Genomic DNA, 19119 nt, shown 5'->3' with positions numbered 1-19119 from the left:
TGTCTATCGAGTGCTGCAAGAATTATTTCAAATTATGAAAAATGCCAGCAACGCTTCTCTTGTAATAGTTTCTTTCAAAATAATTCAAAAAAATATCACTGTCACCTATAGTGATAACAGGGTTGGAACTGAAAATAAAAAAACATTTTTAAAAAATACGATGCAAAATGTGGAAAACCGTATTAAAACAATAAATGGAACTATTAATTTTGACCATAATTCAGAAAAAGGTTTCAAGATAAATTTCACTTTCCCTTTATAAAGTAAAGTATTATGTTTAAAAAAGTTTTAGTAGCAGAAGATCTAGATAGTATAAGCATAGCGGTTATTCAAGCGCTTGAGGATTTACAAATACCTATAATTCATCATGTAAAATACTGTGATGACGGATTATTAAAAATAAAAAAAGGTTTAAAAGATAAAGAACCATATGATTTACTTATTACGGATTTATCTTTTAAAATAGATCATCGCGAAACTATTCTAGAAAGCGGAGATGATTTGATAGAGGCAATTAATACAATACAACCGACCATAAAAAAGATTGTATTCTCAATAGAAGACAAACCTTATCGAATTAAAACGCTTTTTAATGATTTAGGAATTAATGCTTATGTTTCGAAAGGTAGAAATAGTATTCATGAATTAAGAAATGCAATTGAGAAGACCTATAACGAAGAGGAAAAAATACTATCGTCAGATTTAAATTTTAGTTTTAATGATAAATCGCTGATAGAAATTGAGTCTTATGACATTTCAATTCTAAAACTTCTAGCTCAAGGTCATATATTAGAAAGTATCTCAAGTGAGTTCAAAGTAAATGCAATAACTCCTAATGGAACGAGCAGTATAGAAAAACGAATAAATAAATTAAAAATCTACTTCAAAGCGAACAACAATGTGCATTTAATTGCTATTGCAAAGGATTTTGGACTGGTTTAATTTTTCTATTCTTTTACGGATTCCCGTAAGGAAATGCACATTTATAGACATAAGTTTGCTATAACCTACGAATCTACCTAATGAAATTAAAATACAAATTCAATTTATTTGCAAAAATAAATACAACCAATAATAAAATTATTATGAAAACTATGCTTTTGTGCCTATTTCTTTCCCTGACTTTTGCTCTAGTTTCTGAGAAAACGGGATGGCTTGAAGTTGATTGGAAAATTGTTTTTATTCCTGCTCTTCTTGTTTTACAAATTATTATTATTGGAACAGCATTGAAAAACAGATATAAAAAACACTAAGCCGATTAGAAAAAAATAATATCTAGAATGAATTTATAAAAAGAAGGAGAAAAAACCAATTGCTTATCTTTGATTTTTTTATAAGCAGATGAAAAACATTATAATTTACGTTCTCTTACTATTTACAGCTCATTCATTTTCGCAAACCAAATTTCTTTCTTGGAATTTGGAAAATTTTGGTAAATCAAAAACTCAATCCAGCTTAAATTTTATCGCTGCTACCGTTCAAGATTACGATATTGTCGCGATTCAAGAAATTGTAGCAGGATATGGCGGTGCACAAACTGTTGCAAAACTTTCACAATTATTAAATGAAAAAGGATCAAAATGGGATTATACCATTAGTGAACCAACCAGCGGCACAAGCTACAAAACAGAACGTTATGCTTTTCTTTGGAAAACCAGCAAAGCTAAACTAAAAGGAAATCCTTGGCTTGAAAAAAAATATTCGTTAGAAATTGACCGAGAACCTTATTTTGCAACATTTGAAATTGATAAAAAAACGGTAACACTAGTTAATTTTCACGCTATTACAAAAAAGAAACAGCCTGAAACCGAAATTAAGTATTTTAAATTTCTTCCTCAAGAATATCCAAATTTAAATTTAGTTTTTGCAGGTGATTTTAATTGTCCAGAATCACATACCGTTTTCAATCCGCTAAAAAAAGTTGGATATACATCAATTCTACAAAAGCAAAAAACTACTTTAAAACAAAAATGCAAATATGACGAATGTTTAGCGTCTGAATTTGACAATATTTTCTACAATCCTGCTAAGTTTAAAAATACTCGATCTGGAGTAATTTTATTTTACAAAAAATTTGATTCTCTTCAAGAAGCTAGAAAAATATCAGATCATATTCCGATTTGGTTTGAATTTTCACTCAATTAAGTTTTCAGTTTTTTCTTTTTTGCAGCAGGAAATAAAACATTATTTAAAATTAAACGATAACCCGGAGAATTTGGATGTAAATCTAAAACAGTAGGCGGATCACCAACTTGATGCTGATAATCTTCTGGATCATGGCCTCCAAAAAAAGTAAACATTCCTTTTCCTTTTTCACCATGAATATACCTGGCTTCACCATTTATTTCACAAGTTCCCATTACAAGAACATTTGATTTTACCAAAGTTTCATTAAACGAGGTTGTCTGTCCCATAAATCCTTTTACCAATTGAGTATGATTCTGACATAACATACTTGGAATTGGATCCCACTTTGCAGAAAATTCCATTAAAGTAAAATAATCTTTATCCATAGGAACTCGACGTACGGAGGTCATATCAATATCTGAAAACTCATAAACTTCTGGTCTTCGTTCTAAAATAAAGTTTTTAAACGCAAATGAATTTCCATAATTCAATTTTGATTGATAATTAGATTCACTTGGATCTCCATCAAACATAGTTTCACAAATATCAACGCCGTCAGCGGCAAGAGCAATATCAAAGCTATCAGTAGCTGAACACATTGCAAACATAAAACCTCCGCCAACTACAAAATCTCTAATTTTTTTGGCAACTGCTCCTTTCTCGATTGAAACTTTAGGATAGCCCAATTTTGCGGCTAAAGCTTCGGCATCTTTCTTTTGTTCAATATACCATGGCGTATTTTTATAAGCGGTATAAAATTTTCCATATTGCCCAGTAAAATCTTCATGATGTAAATGAAGCCAATCATAAAGCAATAATTGATCACTTAAAACTTCCTCGTCATAAATTGGTGTAAATGGAATTTCGGCATAAGTCAAAACCAGCGTCACAGCATCATCCCATGGTTGTTTTCCTTTTGGAGTATAAACTGCAATTTTTGGTGCTTTTTCAAGAATAACAGATTCCATATTTTGAGACGGACTGGAAATATCATTTAATAAAGAAGCTTCTTCACTATCAGAAAGTATCTCAAAACTTACTCCTCTAATTTTACATTCTTTGCGAATTTCCTCAGCATCAGGTAGTAAAAATGAACCGCCGCGATAATTAAGCAGCCAGCTTGCTTTATAATCTTTACTTAAACACCAATATGTTATCCCGTATGCCTTTAAGTGATTCTGCTGAGTGGTCTCATCCATTGGAAGCAGTATAAACGAAGCTTTAGCTTGAAATGACAGCAACACAATAAATATATATAGGAAGTTTTTTTTCATCAGAAAATTATTTTAGTAAAGATATAAGGATACCTGCAAAAACACAAAAGATATAAATGTTTTATAATTAAATAAAACGTTAAAAGTCAATATACATAAATGAATCACGGTAATAGAAAAACACGTATAAACACGTACTCTTTAAATGAAAAAACTACTTACATTTGAAATCCCAAATCATCAAACTAATCAATGTAAAACCATAGCCATGAAGTTTAATGATAGTAACAACCAACCAAAAGGTCTTAATGTAATACAAAAAATAGGTCTTTGTTTACTTGTATTTACGATAATACTATACTATGTATTATCTATTCATTTTTTAACCAGCTAAATTTATAGAGTCAAAACTGCAATTTCGTTTTGAATAGCGTATACTACTAAACCAGCAATATTTCTAGATTCTGTTTTTAGCAATAAATTATTGCGATGCCCTTCGACCGTTCTCGGACTCAAAAAAAGATGCTCTGCAATTTCTGTAGTTGTTTTTTGCTGACAAATAAGTTGAAGAATTTCAATTTCACGAGGCGAAAGAAAACTAGTTTCTAAACTTCCTTTAGAGTTTTTCGAAGAAACAATTGTTTCTTGAATTGTTTTTAGAACACTTTCGTTATAATAAAATCCTTTTGTGTAAACTTCATTAATGGTTTTAATTAAATCTTTTGGAGTTGTATTTTTAATTAAATAAGCAACAGCTCCAACCTGAATCATATTTGCAATAAATGATTTAGAATCGTAACTAGTAAGTGCAATAATTTTTATTTGAGGGAAAGATTTTCGAATAATTTTTGTTGCTTCAACACCATTTAAAACAGGCATTTTCAAATCCATGATAATAATATCTGGTATATTATCATTTTCTTGCAGCTTTGAAACTAATTCTTCGCCATTTGAGGATTCAAAAACAATTTCAATATTAGCTTCTCTTTGCAATAAAAAAGCTATTCCTTTTCGAAACAATACTTCGTCATCGACTAAAGCAATTTTTATAACGGGATTCATTTTTTCTGTTTTTGGTCATTTGGTTTCCCGAAATTACGAAATTTGAACCAAAAAAACCTCGAAACTCCTGTTAAATTGGTTAAAATCTAGTTTTTAAACACTATACTCTGCTAAAAAGTAAAAACAACAGCAAGTCCTTTGCCTATTTCAGACTTTAACTTAATTGTTCCATTCAAGAAAGATATTCGAGAATCAATATTTTTCCAACCAAGTCCTTTTTGATTTTCGGCATTTTTGCTGTCAAACCCTACTCCATTATCTTCATAATAACAAGTTGGAATTTGATCTACCAACTTAAAACTGATCCAAATTTCAGCAGCTTTTCCGTGGCGAACAGAATTGTTCATCAACTCTTGAAGAATTCTAAAAACATGCAAATGACGATCAATATCATTCTCGTCAAAATCAAGCTCATTTTCATAATGTGTCTGCACTGATTTTCCACTTTCAAATTCTTCACATAACTCTTCAATTCCCGCATTAAGTCCAAATTTTTCAAAAACTGGCGGCAACAAATTATGTGCAATTTTTCTTGAATTCTCAAGCGCTTTTGCAGTAAGTGAAATAATATTTTCGGTTATTTCGCTTATTTCCTGTTCAGTTAAATTAGGAGAAGTAAGCAAATGACTATTTAGTGAAACTATATTCAGTTTAGAACTAATATCGTCATGTAAATCCTGAGCAATTCGTTTTCGCTCTTCTTCTTGGGTAACAATTATAGCATGAAGCTGATCTTTTTGATGTTGAATTTCAAGATTTTTATTCTCGATTTCCTTTTGAATTATTTTCTTTCTAGAGAAATAAAAGAATATTATTAAAACAACTGCTACAACTATAAAGAAAAGTGAAATATATAAAATTATGGCAACAAGTTCTTTTTCAGGAATTGAGTTCGTTCTCATATTAAGTTAATCTTTATCGCAAGTTTTTCAGTTAAACTAATGAACCTTTTTTAGGATTGCTTTTAATCCAATCGTATAAAATAAAAAGCTGATAAACCACGATTAAAAAAGCATTCAACATCCACGTTATGTATTTTAGATCAGCACTTAATTCGGGCGAAAGATTACCTACCAAAAACAGCACTGTACTGGTTAGCAAATAAAAAACAATACCAATGCTGATATAATAATATTCTTTATTTTCGGTAAGCATATTATAGAAATGAATTAGAGCAAAAACAACAATCAGCAAGGATGTTAATGTAATTTCAAATAAATTAAATTTAAAAAATTGATTGGGATCCATAATAAATTGCATTCCTAAGACCATTAAAGCAATTATCAAACTAGTTTTTACAAATAACTTTTGGTTTTTTATGTGCATCAATGAATTATAGAACAACCCTAATAATATCATTTGTCCTACAAAGAATATATTAATAGCCAGCAAATTATTCCCTCTTAGGAAATAAATAATCTCCATATAGATTTGCAGTAAAAATGAAAAAGCTAAATAAGAAACAAAAAAAACATTAGCTTTTTCCTTTCGGAAAAAGCTATATGAATATAATATAAGATTTAATAATAAAATCAAATAAGCTGAATAAATTAAAAAATCATCCACTTTGTATTTTTTTTTAAATCAATATGGAGGACAAGGACGAGCACCATCATAAGCATCTTCATCTTCACCTGGATCTGCATCTTCAGCATTTTTTGGCTGAACAGGCGGCCCATAAACATCTACATAAGTATCTGTTTCTTTATCATATCTTGCTCCAACAAAAATTAACGTCCTTTCGTTTTGATCATTAATTCCAATATGCGCACGAACAGCAACAGTATTAAGCTTTAATACCATTTCTAAACTTTCTCTTGGTATTAAAAAAGCTTTTACTTTTTTAGTACTGTCTTCAATTGTGGTATCTTTTTGATATTTTTCCTCCCATTTTTCAGCAGTCGCTTTTGTAATTTTAATAGGTCCTGGAAAGTCTTCTTCTTTCATGGTTTTTTGATTTAAATTGGTTAATAGTATTTAATTTGTTAATTGGATTTGCTAAACTACCGAATTAATTTTATATAAGAAATATTATTACGCAAAATTGCAGATCGTTAAGGAACTGCTGAATAAAAAAAAATCTTCGTAAGTATTTAACTTACAAAGATTTATTTATTTTATTATCTCTTTTTTCAATTAAAAAGGAACATCACTATCATCATCATCGTCATTCAAATTACTGCCAAAAGCTTCATTTGCCGAAGGTAGATTCTTCGTAATAAACGGATTATCATCATGGTTCATTTTTGATGGTAAATCATCATAACCACCTGAAAAATCATCAAGATTATCAAATTTTCCTAAGTGTCCTATAAATTTCAATCGAATGTTTTCAATACCACCATTACGGTGTTTCGCGATCATAATTTCGGCCTGACCTGCTGTTGGCGAAGCTTCATCATCATCCCACTCTTCGATTTTATAATATTCTGGTCGGTATAAAAACGAAACAATATCAGCATCCTGCTCAATAGCTCCAGATTCACGAAGATCCGATAGTAACGGACGCTTACTTGATCCACGCGTTTCAACAGCACGCGACAACTGCGAAAGTGCAATTACTGGAACATTTAACTCTTTTGCTAAGGCTTTTAAGTTTCGGGAAATTGTCGAAATTTCCTGCTCACGATTTCCTCCTCCTTTATTATTTCCTCCAGCAGTCATCAACTGCAAATAATCAATGATTATAATTTTGATACTATGCTGTGAAACTAAACGACGGCATTTTGCACGTAAATCGAATATCGAAAGTGATGGTGTATCATCAATAAACAATGGGGCTTTTTCTAAATCTTTTACTTTAGTACTCAGCTGCTCCCATTCGTGTTTTTCTAATTTTCCTGTTCTTAATTTTTCAGAAGACAATCCTGTTTCAGAAGAAATAAGCCTCGTAATCAACTGAACTGATGCCATCTCCAAAGAGAACAAAGCTACCCCATGTCCATATTGAATCGCAATATTTCTTGCCATCGAAAGTACAAAGGCTGTTTTTCCCATCGCAGGTCTCGCTGCAATAATAATTAAATCGCTGGGCTGCCATCCAGAAGTTAATTTATCTAGATTATGAAAACCTGTTTCAACACCACTCAAACCTTCTTTACCAGCAATTTCCTCAATTTTTTTCTTTGCTTGTAAAACTAAACTCTGAGCAGTTTCAGAACTACGTTTAATATTTCCTTGTGTAACTTCGTATAATTTTGACTCGGCTTTATCCAGCAAATCAAATACGTCTGTACTTTCATCATATGATTCTTCGATAATCTCAGATGAAATTCGAATCAAACTTCTTTGAATGAATTTTTGAAGAATAATACGAGAGTGAAATTCGATATGGGCAGAAGACGCAATCTTTTGAGTAAGCTGAATTAAATAAAAATCTCCGCCTGCTATTTCTAATTTTCCATTTTTCTTTAATTGACTTGAAACCGTCAACAAATCTATTGGCTGCGTTTCTGTAAAAAGCTGTAAAATTGCTTCAAAAATATGCTTGTGCGATTCTTTGTAAAAAGCATCAGGCTGCAAAATATCAATTACATCATCAACCCCTTTTTTATCGATCATCATTGCCCCAAGAACAGCCTCTTCCATCTCTATTACCTGTGGAGGTAATTTACCTTTCTCCAGATTAATAATAGTGGTTTTATCGACTTTTATAGGGTTTACGTTTTTGAAATTTTCCATATAGCGAAAGTAACAAAATTTAAAAAAAAATTGTTATCGAGTTATAACTATTGTGTGTTTATAAATAAGTTTTTTTTGTTGATAACCAAAAAAAAATCCGAAACCGCAGGGCTTCGGATTTAAAATAATATTTTATGAATTTACTCTTTAAACTCGCCCATATTGCTGTATTTGTCCATTCTTTGGGCAATTAGCTCAGCTGTTGATAAGTCTTTCAATTCGTTATATCCTTTAGTAATATATTCCGCAACTGTTTTAAAAGTAGTTTCTCTGTCGTAGTGTGCGCCGCCAAGTGGTTCAGGAATAACATCATCAACTAATTTTTGTTTTTTCATATCAGATGAAGTCAATTTCAAAGCTTCAGCAGCACGTTCTTTGTACTCCCAGCTTTTCCATAAAATAGAAGAACATGATTCTGGTGAAATTACAGAATACCACGTATTTTCTAACATATAAACTTTGTCTCCAACACCAATTCCTAAAGCACCTCCAGAAGCACCTTCACCAACAATAATTGTGATAATTGGCACTTGTAAACGAACCATTTCGAAAATGTTTCTAGCGATAGCTTCTCCTTGCCCGCGTTCTTCAGCTTCAAGTCCTGGATAAGCACCCGGAGTATCTACTAAAGTTACAACTGGAATCCCAAATTTCTCTGCCATTTTCATTAAACGCAAAGCTTTACGGTATCCTTCAGGATTTGCCATACCAAAATTACGATACTGACGTGTTTTAGTATTTGTTCCTTTTTGCTGACCAATGATCATATACGACTGTCCGTTTATTTTACCAAGACCGCCAACCATTGCTTTATCATCTTTAAAGTTTCTGTCTCCATGAAGCTCTAAAAAAGTATCACCGCAAATTGCTCTGATATAATCTAAAGTATAAGGCCTATTTGGATGTCTTGACAATTGTACACGCTGCCAAGCCGTAAGGTTTTTGTATATTTCTTTCTTAGTCTCTACTAATTTCTTGTTGATTTCTTTACAAGTAGGCGTAACATCAACATCAGATTCTTTTCCAATTATAACGCACTTTTCTAACTGTTCTTCAAGTTCTTTTATTGGAAGCTCAAAATCTAAATATTCCATGGATTTTTGAATTTTGTTTTTAAATCGAACCGCAAATATAAAAATATTATATCATTGGCGTAGTTAATTGTTATTAAAGTATCAAATTGTAATTTAAAAATAAGTAAAACTCTACAGTTTTTTCTTGTTTTGGTAATGTTTAAAAACGCCGTTTAAAATAACTGTAATTACAATTATCAAAGCGCCAATATAAAATTCTGTACTCATTTTTTCTTTTCCGCCAAGAATAAAATAAGCCAGCATAATTCCGTAAACAGGTTCTAAATTAGTCGTTAACATTACTGTATAAGGCGTTAGTCGCTGCATCACTTTCACCGAAGCTGTAAATGCATAAGCCGTGCAAACAGAAGCTAAAACCAACAACAAAACCCAATTGTTTAATGACATCACAAAAAAATCGGCGTTGAATTTTCCTAAAACCAAAAAATAAATTGTGATAAAAAAAACTCCAGCTCCAAATTCATAAAATGTAATTAAAGATGGTTCATGATCTGATATAAGTTTGCCATTCATCAAAGTGAATAAAACTCCTAGAATTATTGATATTAAAGCATAATAAACTCCCGTTAGATACTTTATTTCTACTTGAAGTATCAAGGCTAAACCTGCGATAATAACTAATCCAAAGAAAACCTCGTACCACAGAATTTTACGCCCATAAAAAAGCGGCTCTAATAAAGAAGCAAAAAAAGCTCCGAGCGAAAAAATAGACAAGGTTATTGAAACATTAGAGACATGAATCGCTTTGAAGAAAAAAATCCAGTGAAGCGCTATCAATAATCCAACAAAAATGAGTTTAGCAAAAGATTGCGCAGATATAGCAAAAGACTGTTTTTTGTAGACAATAAATCCACCCAGAAAAATTCCCGCTATCAACATTCTGAACCAAACTAAATTTTCGGCATCAATAGTTATTAAAGCACCCAAAATAGCCGTAAAACCCCAGATAAAAACAATTAAGTGAAGATTTAAGTAACTTTTTAAATTATCGTTTCGCATTACGTAATAAGTACACTGCTAAAATTCCAAAAACAATATTTGGAAACCAAACAGCTAAAAATGGTGAGAAAGTAGATTTTTCGGCAAGAGTACCAAATATTTTATCAAAAAACACAAATGAAAAAGCAATCGCAATACCAATCGCTAAATTTGTTCCCATACCACCTCGACGTTTCATAGAAGAAACCGCAACCGCAATAATGGTTAAGATAAAAGCCGAAACCGGCACACTGTATTTTTTATAAAGAACTACTAAATAGGTATTAATATTACCTGAACCTCTCTTTTTCTCTTTATCGATAAAGTCGATTAACTTGCCCAAAGTAAGCGTTTCCGCTATGTATACAACAGGAGTTAAATCAGCAAGTTCAAATTTAAACTTGACATTCTTTTCGGGAACCTTTTCAATTACATCATTCAATTCGCCTAAAGTTCTTTTTGTATAATCATACAAAATATACGTTTTCAGTTTTGGATCCCACTTAATACGACTTGCAGTAATTTTATAGGTTAACTTCTCTTTTTCAAAGTGTTCTAATGTAAAATTAAATGCTGTTTTTGTTTCCTCATTAAAACTATTTACAAAAATAAAATCATGATCATTTATCTGTCTGTAAACATTTGTGTTTTCACCCCGCATAAGTTCTTTTCCATTTCCTTTAAGATAAGTATATCTAAAATTATTATAGCCTTCACTCGCCGCTGGAACAATGAAAAACCCCATTAATAAAACAAAAATAGAAACAATTGTAGCACCAATAATATAAGGACGCAAGAATCTCGTATACGAAATACCCGAACTTAAAATCGCAATAATTTCTGTATTATTTGCCAGTTTTGATGTAAACCAAATTACTGACAAAAACAGAAATATCGGAAATAAGGAATTTATAAAATAAATAGTAAAATTGTAATAATAGAGCGCAATATCCATAAATGGAATCTTGTTTTCCAGCATCTTATTAACTTTCTCAGATACATCAATTACGATTCCGATTGGCGCAAACAAAAGCAGCATCACAGAAAAAGTTCCAAGGTATCTTTTTAAGATGTATTTATCTATTATTGTTAACATAGTAAGATTTAATCGTTTATCTGTTTAATCGTTTAACCGAATAAACGATTAAACAAATAAACATATTTTAAAGTCTTTGACTCATATTTTTAACCATCATTTCTTTCCATGGTCTAAAATCGCCAGCTAAGATATGTTTTCTAGCTTCACGAACCAACCACATATAAAAACCAAGATTATGAATCGTTGCAATTTGTTTTCCTAAATACTCGTTGGCTGCAAATAAGTGACGTAAATATGCTTTTGAGTATTCTGTATCTACAAAAGTATGTCCCATTTCGTCGATAGGAGAAAAATCAGCCTCCCACTTTTTGTTTTTAATATTGATTGTTCCATTTGCAGTAAACAACATTCCGTTTCTTGCATTACGCGTAGGCATAACACAATCGAACATATCAATTCCTAACGCAATATTTTCTAATATATTTATAGGAGTCCCAACACCCATTAAATAACGAGGTTTATCTTCTGGAAGAATTTCGCAAACCACTTCAGTCATTGCGTACATTTCCTCAGCAGGTTCTCCAACTGACAATCCGCCAATTGCATTTCCTTGCTGTCCTGCGTTTGCAATATATTCAGCTGACTGACGACGTAAATCTTTATATGTACTTCCTTGAACAATAGGAAAAAACGTTTGTTCGTAACCGTATTTGTATGGAACTTTTTCTAAATGATTGATACAACGATCTAACCAACGGTGCGTCATGTGCATAGAACGCTGTGCATATCTGTAATCACAAGGATATGGTGTACACTCGTCAAAAGCCATAATAATATCGGCTCCAATTGTACGCTGAATTTCCATTACATTTTCTGGCGTAAAAAAGTGATATGAACCATCTATATGCGATTTGAACTTTACTCCTTCTTCCTTAATTTTTCTATTTGAAGAAAGAGAATACACTTGATATCCTCCAGAATCCGTTAAAATATTACGATCCCAATTCATGAATTTATGCAATCCACCAGCTTTTTCAAGAATTTCTGTCTGCGGACGCAAATACAAATGATATGTATTTCCAAGGATAATATCTGGATTAATATCATCTTTCAATTCACGCTGATGTACTCCTTTTACAGAAGCCACCGTTCCAACAGGCATAAAAATAGGCGTTTCTATTACGCCGTGATCAGTAGTTATACTTCCCGCTCTTGCTTTAGACTGCGGATCTTTTTGTAATAAATCGAACTTCATTTGTTTCTTTTTTCAGTCGGCAAAGATAAGCTAATTTCAGGGAAATTTAATTAATTCGATAATTTGTCAATTATAAAATTGAGTTAATTCCAAAACAATATAAAACCTAAACTCTAGAAATTTTTAAATTTGAATAAAATCAATAAAATGAACTTAGCTCAAAAACTTGGATATCCTGAAAACACCAAACTATTAATTATTCACGCCGATGATGCCGGATTATCACATTCAGAAAATCAAGCAACGATAAAAGCTCTCCAAAACGGATCTGTAAACTCTTACAGCATAATGGTTCCTTGTCCGTGGTTTTTTGAAATGGCAGCTTTCGCTAAAGAAAATCCAAATTACGACTGCGGAATTCATTTGACTTTAACTTGCGAATGGGAAAATTACAAATTCGGCCCAGTTCTTCCTGTATCAGAAGTTCCAAGCTTAGTCAATCAAAACGGTTATTTCTACAAAACAAGAAAAGATTTCAAGAACAATGCAAAACCTTCTGAAATTAAAAAGGAACTTACCGCCCAAATTGAAAGAGCTTTGCAATTTGGTATTCAACCAACGCATCTCGATTCACATATGTGCAGTATTGGTGTAACTCCAGAAATTTTAGAAATTTATAAAGAGCTGGGAAAAACATATAATTTACCAGTTTTCATTAATAAAGGTTTTGTCGAATCCATTAGCCTGTCTGATAAAAAATATGATTTCACAAATACCCTTTTAGCCGATAATCTTCTAATTGGATATTACAGTGATTTCGAAAAAGGAGAACTTAAAAAATCATATGAAAAAGCTTTAGACAATGTAATTCCAGGATTCAATGTTTTCTTGCTTCACCCGGCTTTTGATAATTTTGAAATGCAGGGCATTACAATTAATCATCCCAATTTTGGATCAGAATGGCGCCAAATTGACTTTGATTTTTTTACCAGCGATGAATGTAAATTAAAACTCAAAGAAAACAATATTCAATTAGTCACATGGAAAGAGATTAGTAAAACTGTGTAGTTTATCAACTTTTACTTACTATAAAAACATTTCAATCTGCATTGATAATTTGATGCAATATCTGCAGGAATTTTCTATTTCATACAATATCTGGAGAAAAGCGGCATAATTTAACAATTGCGACAAACTAAAGCAAAAAATCATTTGTCAGCCCGCAAAATAAAAATTACTTTTGCTCCAGTTTAACTTTTACATATAAAATGAAGCCTAACACACAACAATTAAGCGATTTAACGATCCAAGTAAGAAGAGACATTCTTAGAATGGTACATGCTGTCAACTCAGGTCACCCAGGTGGTTCATTAGGTTGTACTGAATTTTTGGTAACTCTATACCAAAACATTATGGATCGTAAAGAAGGTTTTGACATGGATGGAATTGGAGAAGACATCTTCTTTTTATCAAACGGTCACATTTCGCCAGTATTTTACAGCGTTTTAGCTCGAAGCGGTTATTTCCCTGTTTCAGAACTTGCTACTTTCAGATTATTAAACTCTCGTTTACAAGGACACCCAACAACTCACGAAGGATTACCTGGAGTTCGTATGGCTTCTGGATCATTAGGACAAGGTTTATCTGTAGCTCTTGGTGCTGCTCAGGCTAAAAAATTAAATAACGACAATCATTTAATCTATACTCTTCACGGAGACGGAGAATTACAAGAAGGTCAAAACTGGGAAGCTATCATGTATGCTTCTGCTAAAAAAGTAGACAACCTTATTGCAACAATCGACGTTAACGGAAAACAAATTGACGGAACAACTGATGAAGTTCTAGCAATGGGAAGTCTTCGTGCTAAATTCGAAGCTTTTGACTGGGACGTTCTTGAAATCAAAGAAGGAAACAATATTGACGCAATTATCGCTGGTTTGACTGATGCTAAATCTAGAACAGGAAAAGGAAAACCAGTTTGTATTTTATTACATACAGAAATGGGTAACGGGGTTGACTTTATGATGCACACACATGCATGGCATGGAAAAGCACCAAACAATGATCAATTGGCAAGTGCTTTAGCTCAAAACATTTCAACTTTAGCAGACTATTAAAAAGAAGCTTTAAGCAGTAAGTATTAAGCCATAAGTCTAATACATTACAGCCTATTGCATATAGCAAAAAACAAAAATGAAAAAATACGAAAATACAGGAAGTAAAGATACTCGTTCTGGTTTTGGAGCGGGAATGACTGAATTAGGTCAGAAAAACGAGAACGTTGTGGCATTATGTGCCGATTTAATTGGATCATTAAAATTTGATGATTTCAAGAAAAATCACCCTGAGCGTTTTTTCCAAATTGGAATCGCAGAAGCTAACATGATCGGAATCGCTGCTGGTTTAACAATTGGAGGCAAAATTCCATTTACAGGAACTTTCGCTAACTTCTCAACAGGAAGAGTTTACGATCAAATTCGTCAATCTGTTGCTTACTCTGATAAAAATGTAAAAATCTGTGCATCTCATGCTGGTTTAACATTAGGAGAAGACGGTGCAACTCACCAAATCTTAGAAGACATTGGATTAATGAAAATGCTGCCAGGAATGACTGTAATCAATACTTGCGATTACAACCAAACTAAAGCTGCTACTATTGCATTAGCAGATCACCACGGCCCAGCTTACTTACGTTTCGGCCGTCCGGTTGTAGCTAACTTTACTCCTGCTGACGAACCATTTGTAATTGGAAAAGCAATTTTATTAAACGAAGGAACTGATGTAACAATTGTTGCAACAGGACACTTAGTTTGGGAAGCTCTTATTGCTGCTGAAGCTCTAGAAGCAAAAGGAATCTCTGCAGAAGTAATCAACATTCACACAATCAAACCTCTTGACGAAGAAGCTATCCTTAAATCGGTTGCTAAAACAAAATGTATAGTTACTGCCGAAGAGCACAACTACCTTGGAGGTCTTGGAGAAAGCATTTCAGGAGTATTAGCTTTAAACAATCCTACTCCGCAAGAATTCGTAGCGGTACAAGATAGTTTTGGTGAATCTGGAACTCCAGAACAATTAATGGAAAAATACAAACTAAACAATCAAGCAATTGTTGAAGCTGTAGAAAGAGTTATCAAAAGAAAATAATTTTCAATTTTCTTACTTTATAAAAAAACCTCGAAATTTACATTTCGAGGTTTTTTATATACTTGTTACAGATTCAATCCTCATTACATTATACATTTTTATCTAAACAAATTCTCACTCTTAGATTCAGATTGATATTATAAATTATCTTTAATAAATTTTCTAAGATTATTAACTAACAAAAACATATCTCAACTACGTTTTAACATAAAAAAAACCTCGAAATTCATATTTCGAGGTTTTTTTTTTTTGCATTGTAACAAATCTAATTCTTTTGATAAGGATACGTTTTATCTAAATAAATTCTTAATCTTGGATTTGCTTTATAATCGTCTTCAATAAACTTTCTCGGATTATTAATTGATTCCGGTTTCGAAGGATCAGTAAGCGCTCCGGTTGGTCTCCTAGGAATACCATAAGTCTCCGTCTCATCTATATTTGGAGTAGCAGGATTATCCCCAATTGGATTCCAAGGATAATACTTACTTATACCTGTATTAGGAGCATCAGCCGGTTTTGTAACTTCAAATCTAGTACTAAAACCATCTCCATCATCATCAAGATCTAAGAAGTCTGCAATTCCATCACCATCTGTATCATTAGCAAAATTAGCTGGAGGATTTGGATATCTTACCTTATCTCTTAAATCATAAAGATAACCATCCCCTTTAAGATCTTCTAAATAATCAGGAACTCCATCACCTACAGTAACTGTTGTACCATTTGTTAAAGATGTATATTCATGATCTAATCTCTGAAGATCATACAATTTAAAACTAAAAACTAAAGGAGCATATGTTGGTATTGTCCCCGAAGTTGGCGGACTAGCATAATAGCCAAGTCCCGAAGGCAAAAACATAACCCCTGCCCCATAATTTTCGTAAGTAACAACTCCTTGATCAGAAGTTTTTGAAGTTCCAGTTTTAAACTGAGGAAAAATTTCGCCCCAACCATCTATAACAGGCTGCGTCTTATACACATACAATTCAAAATCTCTTGCAAGCCCGTACGAATTATCAAAAACAGTCCCATTTAACAAACTACCTCTATAAGCTGCAGAAATTTTATCAGTATTACATGGTGATTCACCAGTTCCTTTTCTTAAAGTTAAATAATAAACAGTGTAGTTAACATCACGATTATAAACTGGCCTAGTCTGTAACGGGTAGTCTTTCTGATCCCAAATAGAAGTTTGTGTTCCTCCCGCCGGAATCTTCTTGATTGTAATATCCAAATCAGGCGTTACATTTTCAATATAATTAGTCTTTAAATATTTAATAATAGAATCATTATCCGCTTTATACTGCTCAGCATAATCCCTTACCGGCACCACCACCACATCCTCATCATCATCCTTTTTAGAACAGGAAACCAAAGAAATACCTGCAAGCAATAAAATAAAATAATATTTAAATTTGTTCATTATTGTCATTTTTTTAGGTGCGCAAGATACAATATTGATTTATTTTTGTAAAGAATTTAACTTTGATTTTAGAAAAATTATGCGAATAGATAAATACCTGTGGTGTGTTCGGTATTACAAAACCAGAAATATGGTAACCGAAGCCTGCAAAAAGAACCATATTACTGTAAATGGGCAGGTTGCAAAGCCTTCTAAAGAGGTTTTCCCTACTGACCGAATTACCTTTAGAAAGGATCAAATTACTCAAATTATAACCGTACTTGATATTCCCGAAAATCGTGTTGGAGCAAAACTAGTCGATATATATCGCAAAAACGAAACTCCACCCGAAGCTTATGCTCATCTTGAATTATTAAAGCTTTCGAAAGAGCATTATCGAAAAAGCGGCACAGGAAGACCAACCAAAAAAGACCGAAGAGATATTGACGAATATGGAAATGACATTATTGATGAAGACGATGAAAATTAAATTCTAAATCATCAAAAAATCAAAACCTCAACATTGGAATTTAAAATTTGTAATTTAGCCAAAAAATTAAATCATGAGCAACAACATCATCTTAACCAATCAGGAAATCGAACACAAAATAAAACGTATCGCTTATCAAATCTACGAGACATTTGTTGATGAGAACGAAGTTGTTATTGCCGGCATCGCATCAAACGGATCTATTTTTGCTCAAAAAATTGCTTCAGCTTTAAGTGAAATTTCAACACTAAAAGTTTCTCTTTGCGAAGTTAAGATCAACAAACAAAATCCGCAATTACCTATTCATACGTCTTTACCAAAAGAAGATTATGAAAACAAAGGACTGGTATTAGTTGATGACGTTTTAAATTCGGGCACAACTTTAATCTATGCTGTTCGCCACTTTTTAGACGTTCCATTAAAAAAATTCAAAACAGCGGTCCTAGTTGATCGTAATCATAAAAAGTATCCTGTAAAAGCAGACTTCAAAGGTATATCACTATCTACTTCTTTATTAGAGCACGTTCAGGTTGTTTTTGACGAAAGCAATGGTGATTCAGCCTTTTTAAGCTAGAATCTTCAAAATATCCTCAACAGTTTCTTCGACAGTTTTATCATCAACCACAACCTTAAATTGCGCGTGGTTGTAGTAAAAACTTCTGTCGAACAAATGTTTTGCGATAAATTCTTTCATTTCCTCTTCATTCATATCAGCTATCAAAGGGCGTTTACTCTTATTATGTACTAATCTATTATATAAAGTATCAATCGATGCCTTTAAATAAACTGAAACAAGATCCTGATTTTGCAATAATAAATGATTATTAGCATAACAAGGAGTCCCTCCACCCAAACCTATAATATAATTTTCTGGAGATTGCAGCAATTCTAAGAACATTTCATGCTCTAATTTTCGAAAATAAATTTCTCCATGCTGCTCAAAAATGTCTTTTATAGACAAATTTGCTTTTTTTTCGATGCAAACATCTAAATCTAAAAACGGAATTTCAGTAATTTTTGATAAGTTTTGGGCAATTGTTGACTTTCCGCAACCCATATATCCTAATAATACAATCTTTTTCATTTTAATAATAACCTATAAATTAAGGCGTTGTAAATTTTGATTAAAAAAAGACAAATTTATAATAAAAATGCTTGCAAATAATAAAATAAACTCCTTATATTTGCACCCGCATTCAAGGAAAGAATATGACTCGATAGCTCAGTCGGTAGAGCACATCACTTTTAATGATGGGGTCCTGGGTTCGAGCCCCAGTCGGGTCACAAATTTTGTGATTTAACAAACACTTTCCTTGATAGCAATGACTCGATAGCTCAGTCGGTAGAGCACATCACTTTTAATGATGGGGTCCTGGGTTCGAGCCCCAGTCGGGTCACAAAAAAGGTCGAGTATTAATTTACTCGACCTTTTTTTATTTTAGGCCATGTGGAGAAACGGTAGACTCGCCATCTTGAGGGGGTGGTGCTCGCAAGGGCGTGAGGGTTCAAATCCCTCCATGGTCACAAAAAAGGAAAGAGCATAATTTTACACATTTTTCCTTATTTTTTTGTTTACACAGCCTGCTTTAATTATTTATTAAATTTACTTACGAAAAGGTATTGCTATATCAAAAATAACTTACTTTATATTTGTCACCCGCGTTCAAGGAATGCAATGACTCGATAGCTC

21 protein-coding genes and 3 tRNA genes are annotated in these 19119 nt (G+C 32.4%); 12 read left to right on the top strand and 12 right to left on the bottom strand.

Translation table 11 applies throughout. The features are described from left to right. Positions 1–34: 34 nt before the first annotated feature. From BOW57_RS19365 to BOW57_RS19350, 4 genes are all read left to right on the top strand, one after another. Positions 35–262, top strand: a complete 228-nt coding sequence (locus BOW57_RS19365) for a hypothetical protein (protein WP_129056685.1) — start codon at positions 35–37, stop codon at positions 260–262. An 11-nt stretch (positions 263–273) separates the two neighbouring features. After that, a complete protein-coding gene (locus BOW57_RS19360) occupies positions 274–942 on the top strand; it encodes a response regulator transcription factor (protein WP_129056683.1) in 669 nt (222 codons plus the stop codon). A gap of 80 nt (positions 943–1022) precedes the next feature. After that, the gene (locus BOW57_RS19355) at positions 1023–1253 is read left to right on the top strand and encodes a hypothetical protein (RefSeq protein ID WP_129056681.1); all 231 of its coding nucleotides are present in this window, start codon (positions 1023–1025) and stop codon (positions 1251–1253) included. A gap of 88 nt (positions 1254–1341) precedes the next feature. After that, positions 1342–2145, top strand: a complete 804-nt coding sequence (locus BOW57_RS19350; protein WP_129056679.1) for an endonuclease/exonuclease/phosphatase family protein — start codon at positions 1342–1344, stop codon at positions 2143–2145. On the opposite strand, the gene BOW57_RS19345 is transcribed toward BOW57_RS19350, so the two are convergent. The 10 genes from BOW57_RS19345 to tgt form a co-directional block, all read right to left on the bottom strand. Next, the gene (locus tag BOW57_RS19345; RefSeq protein ID WP_129056677.1) at positions 2142–3401 is read right to left on the bottom strand and encodes an asparagine synthetase B; all 1260 of its coding nucleotides are present in this window, start codon (positions 3399–3401) and stop codon (positions 2142–2144) included. The genes BOW57_RS19350 and BOW57_RS19345 overlap by 4 nt on opposite strands. 336 nt (positions 3402–3737) lie before the next feature. Next, positions 3738–4403, bottom strand: a complete 666-nt coding sequence (locus tag BOW57_RS19340; RefSeq protein ID WP_129025712.1) for a response regulator transcription factor — start codon at positions 4401–4403, stop codon at positions 3738–3740. A gap of 110 nt (positions 4404–4513) precedes the next feature. Beyond that, a complete protein-coding gene (locus BOW57_RS19335; RefSeq protein WP_129056675.1) occupies positions 4514–5305 on the bottom strand; it encodes a sensor histidine kinase in 792 nt (263 codons plus the stop codon). A gap of 31 nt (positions 5306–5336) precedes the next feature. After that, positions 5337–5828, bottom strand: coding sequence for a hypothetical protein (locus tag BOW57_RS19330; protein ID WP_241687479.1), 492 nt, complete (start codon positions 5826–5828; stop codon positions 5337–5339). 159 nt (positions 5829–5987) lie between these two features. Beyond that, entirely contained in the window at positions 5988–6350 is a 363-nt protein-coding gene (locus tag BOW57_RS19325; RefSeq protein WP_129056671.1) for a hypothetical protein, read from the bottom strand. A gap of 189 nt (positions 6351–6539) precedes the next feature. Next, positions 6540–8084, bottom strand: a complete 1545-nt coding sequence (gene dnaB, locus BOW57_RS19320; RefSeq protein ID WP_089054216.1) for a replicative DNA helicase — start codon at positions 8082–8084, stop codon at positions 6540–6542. Between the two features lie 140 nt (positions 8085–8224). Continuing rightward, a complete protein-coding gene (locus tag BOW57_RS19315; RefSeq protein ID WP_089054215.1) occupies positions 8225–9178 on the bottom strand; it encodes an acetyl-CoA carboxylase carboxyltransferase subunit alpha in 954 nt (317 codons plus the stop codon). Positions 9179–9289: 111 nt separating this feature from the next. Then, positions 9290–10177 (bottom strand): DMT family transporter, encoded by an 888-nt coding sequence (locus BOW57_RS19310; RefSeq protein WP_089054214.1) that lies wholly within the window; start codon positions 10175–10177, stop codon positions 9290–9292. Beyond that, a complete protein-coding gene (locus BOW57_RS19305; RefSeq protein ID WP_089054213.1) occupies positions 10164–11252 on the bottom strand; it encodes an LptF/LptG family permease in 1089 nt (362 codons plus the stop codon). Before BOW57_RS19305 ends, BOW57_RS19310 begins: the two co-directional genes overlap by 14 nt. Before the next feature lie 67 nt (positions 11253–11319). After that, on the bottom strand, positions 11320–12450 hold the full coding sequence (gene tgt, locus BOW57_RS19300; RefSeq protein ID WP_089054212.1) for a tRNA guanosine(34) transglycosylase Tgt: 1131 nt from the start codon (positions 12448–12450) through the stop codon (positions 11320–11322). A 147-nt stretch (positions 12451–12597) separates the two neighbouring features. On the opposite strand from tgt, the gene BOW57_RS19295 reads away from it, so the two are divergent. The 3 genes from BOW57_RS19295 to BOW57_RS19285 all read left to right on the top strand — a co-directional run bounded on the left by BOW57_RS19295 (position 12598) and on the right by BOW57_RS19285 (position 15537). Further along, positions 12598–13458, top strand: a complete 861-nt coding sequence (locus BOW57_RS19295; RefSeq protein ID WP_129056669.1) for a polysaccharide deacetylase family protein — start codon at positions 12598–12600, stop codon at positions 13456–13458. A gap of 200 nt (positions 13459–13658) precedes the next feature. Next, complete coding sequence (locus tag BOW57_RS19290; RefSeq protein WP_089054210.1) at positions 13659–14507, top strand: transketolase; 849 nt, start codon at positions 13659–13661, stop codon at positions 14505–14507. Between the two features lie 76 nt (positions 14508–14583). Then, on the top strand, positions 14584–15537 hold the full coding sequence (locus tag BOW57_RS19285) for a transketolase family protein (protein ID WP_089054235.1): 954 nt from the start codon (positions 14584–14586) through the stop codon (positions 15535–15537). A gap of 265 nt (positions 15538–15802) precedes the next feature. On the opposite strand, the gene BOW57_RS19280 is transcribed toward BOW57_RS19285, so the two are convergent. Further along, the gene (locus tag BOW57_RS19280) at positions 15803–16960 is read right to left on the bottom strand and encodes an FKBP-type peptidyl-prolyl cis-trans isomerase (protein ID WP_129056667.1); all 1158 of its coding nucleotides are present in this window, start codon (positions 16958–16960) and stop codon (positions 15803–15805) included. Between the two features lie 79 nt (positions 16961–17039). Here BOW57_RS19280 and BOW57_RS19275 point away from each other — a divergent pair, with 79 nt between their 5' ends. Beyond that, positions 17040–17429: an RNA-binding S4 domain-containing protein gene (locus tag BOW57_RS19275; protein WP_129025724.1), complete on the top strand. Its 390-nt coding sequence runs from the start codon at positions 17040–17042 to the stop codon at positions 17427–17429. A 73-nt stretch (positions 17430–17502) separates the two neighbouring features. Further along, the gene (locus BOW57_RS19270; protein WP_089054206.1) at positions 17503–18003 is read left to right on the top strand and encodes a phosphoribosyltransferase family protein; all 501 of its coding nucleotides are present in this window, start codon (positions 17503–17505) and stop codon (positions 18001–18003) included. On the opposite strand, the gene BOW57_RS19265 is transcribed toward BOW57_RS19270, so the two are convergent. Further along, complete coding sequence (locus BOW57_RS19265) at positions 17995–18513, bottom strand: shikimate kinase (protein WP_129056665.1); 519 nt, start codon at positions 18511–18513, stop codon at positions 17995–17997. The two genes, BOW57_RS19270 and BOW57_RS19265, sit on opposite strands and share 9 nt — an antisense overlap. Before the next feature lie 127 nt (positions 18514–18640). Between BOW57_RS19265 and BOW57_RS19260 the strand changes: the two genes are divergently transcribed. From BOW57_RS19260 to BOW57_RS19250, 3 genes are all read left to right on the top strand, one after another. Then, positions 18641–18713, top strand: a tRNA-Lys gene (locus tag BOW57_RS19260). Between the two features lie 40 nt (positions 18714–18753). Further along, positions 18754–18826, top strand: a tRNA-Lys gene (locus BOW57_RS19255). A gap of 44 nt (positions 18827–18870) precedes the next feature. Beyond that, positions 18871–18953, top strand: a tRNA-Leu gene (locus tag BOW57_RS19250). The last annotated feature ends 166 nt before the right edge of the window (positions 18954–19119 follow it).

This window comes from Flavobacterium sp. YO64 (genome assembly GCF_004119505.1).
Classification (GTDB): Bacteria; Bacteroidota; Bacteroidia; order Flavobacteriales; family Flavobacteriaceae; genus Flavobacterium; species Flavobacterium oncorhynchi.
Note: the sequence above shows the minus strand (reverse complement) of the source record. Positions and strands in the feature narration are given on the sequence as shown.

Bases quoted from the DNA above. Each gene is read 5' to 3' on its own strand.
- BOW57_RS19330 (WP_241687479.1), bottom strand. From the start codon at position 5,828: ATGGAGATTATTTATTTCCTAAGAGGGAATAATTTGCTGGCTATTAAT.
- BOW57_RS19315 (WP_089054215.1), bottom strand. From the start codon at position 9,178: ATGGAATATTTAGATTTTGAGCTTCCAATAAAAGAACTTGAAGAACAG.
- BOW57_RS19340 (WP_129025712.1), bottom strand. From the start codon at position 4,403: ATGAATCCCGTTATAAAAATTGCTTTAGTCGATGACGAAGTATTGTTT.
- BOW57_RS19355 (WP_129056681.1), top strand. From the start codon at position 1,023: ATGAAATTAAAATACAAATTCAATTTATTTGCAAAAATAAATACAACC.
- dnaB (WP_089054216.1), bottom strand. From the start codon at position 8,084: ATGGAAAATTTCAAAAACGTAAACCCTATAAAAGTCGATAAAACCACT.
- BOW57_RS19350 (WP_129056679.1), top strand. From the start codon at position 1,342: ATGAAAAACATTATAATTTACGTTCTCTTACTATTTACAGCTCATTCA.
- BOW57_RS19270 (WP_089054206.1), top strand. From the start codon at position 17,503: ATGAGCAACAACATCATCTTAACCAATCAGGAAATCGAACACAAAATA.
- BOW57_RS19275 (WP_129025724.1), top strand. From the start codon at position 17,040: ATGCGAATAGATAAATACCTGTGGTGTGTTCGGTATTACAAAACCAGA.
- BOW57_RS19290 (WP_089054210.1), top strand. From the start codon at position 13,659: ATGAAGCCTAACACACAACAATTAAGCGATTTAACGATCCAAGTAAGA.
- BOW57_RS19305 (WP_089054213.1), bottom strand. From the start codon at position 11,252: ATGTTAACAATAATAGATAAATACATCTTAAAAAGATACCTTGGAACT.
- BOW57_RS19345 (WP_129056677.1), bottom strand. From the start codon at position 3,401: ATGAAAAAAAACTTCCTATATATATTTATTGTGTTGCTGTCATTTCAA.
- BOW57_RS19295 (WP_129056669.1), top strand. From the start codon at position 12,598: ATGAACTTAGCTCAAAAACTTGGATATCCTGAAAACACCAAACTATTA.
- BOW57_RS19325 (WP_129056671.1), bottom strand. From the start codon at position 6,350: ATGAAAGAAGAAGACTTTCCAGGACCTATTAAAATTACAAAAGCGACT.
- BOW57_RS19310 (WP_089054214.1), bottom strand. From the start codon at position 10,177: ATGCGAAACGATAATTTAAAAAGTTACTTAAATCTTCACTTAATTGTT.
- BOW57_RS19335 (WP_129056675.1), bottom strand. From the start codon at position 5,305: ATGAGAACGAACTCAATTCCTGAAAAAGAACTTGTTGCCATAATTTTA.
- BOW57_RS19285 (WP_089054235.1), top strand. From the start codon at position 14,584: ATGAAAAAATACGAAAATACAGGAAGTAAAGATACTCGTTCTGGTTTT.
- BOW57_RS19265 (WP_129056665.1), bottom strand. From the start codon at position 18,513: ATGAAAAAGATTGTATTATTAGGATATATGGGTTGCGGAAAGTCAACA.
- tgt (WP_089054212.1), bottom strand. From the start codon at position 12,450: ATGAAGTTCGATTTATTACAAAAAGATCCGCAGTCTAAAGCAAGAGCG.
- BOW57_RS19365 (WP_129056685.1), top strand. From the start codon at position 35: ATGAAAAATGCCAGCAACGCTTCTCTTGTAATAGTTTCTTTCAAAATA.
- BOW57_RS19360 (WP_129056683.1), top strand. From the start codon at position 274: ATGTTTAAAAAAGTTTTAGTAGCAGAAGATCTAGATAGTATAAGCATA.
- BOW57_RS19280 (WP_129056667.1), bottom strand. From the start codon at position 16,960: ATGAACAAATTTAAATATTATTTTATTTTATTGCTTGCAGGTATTTCT.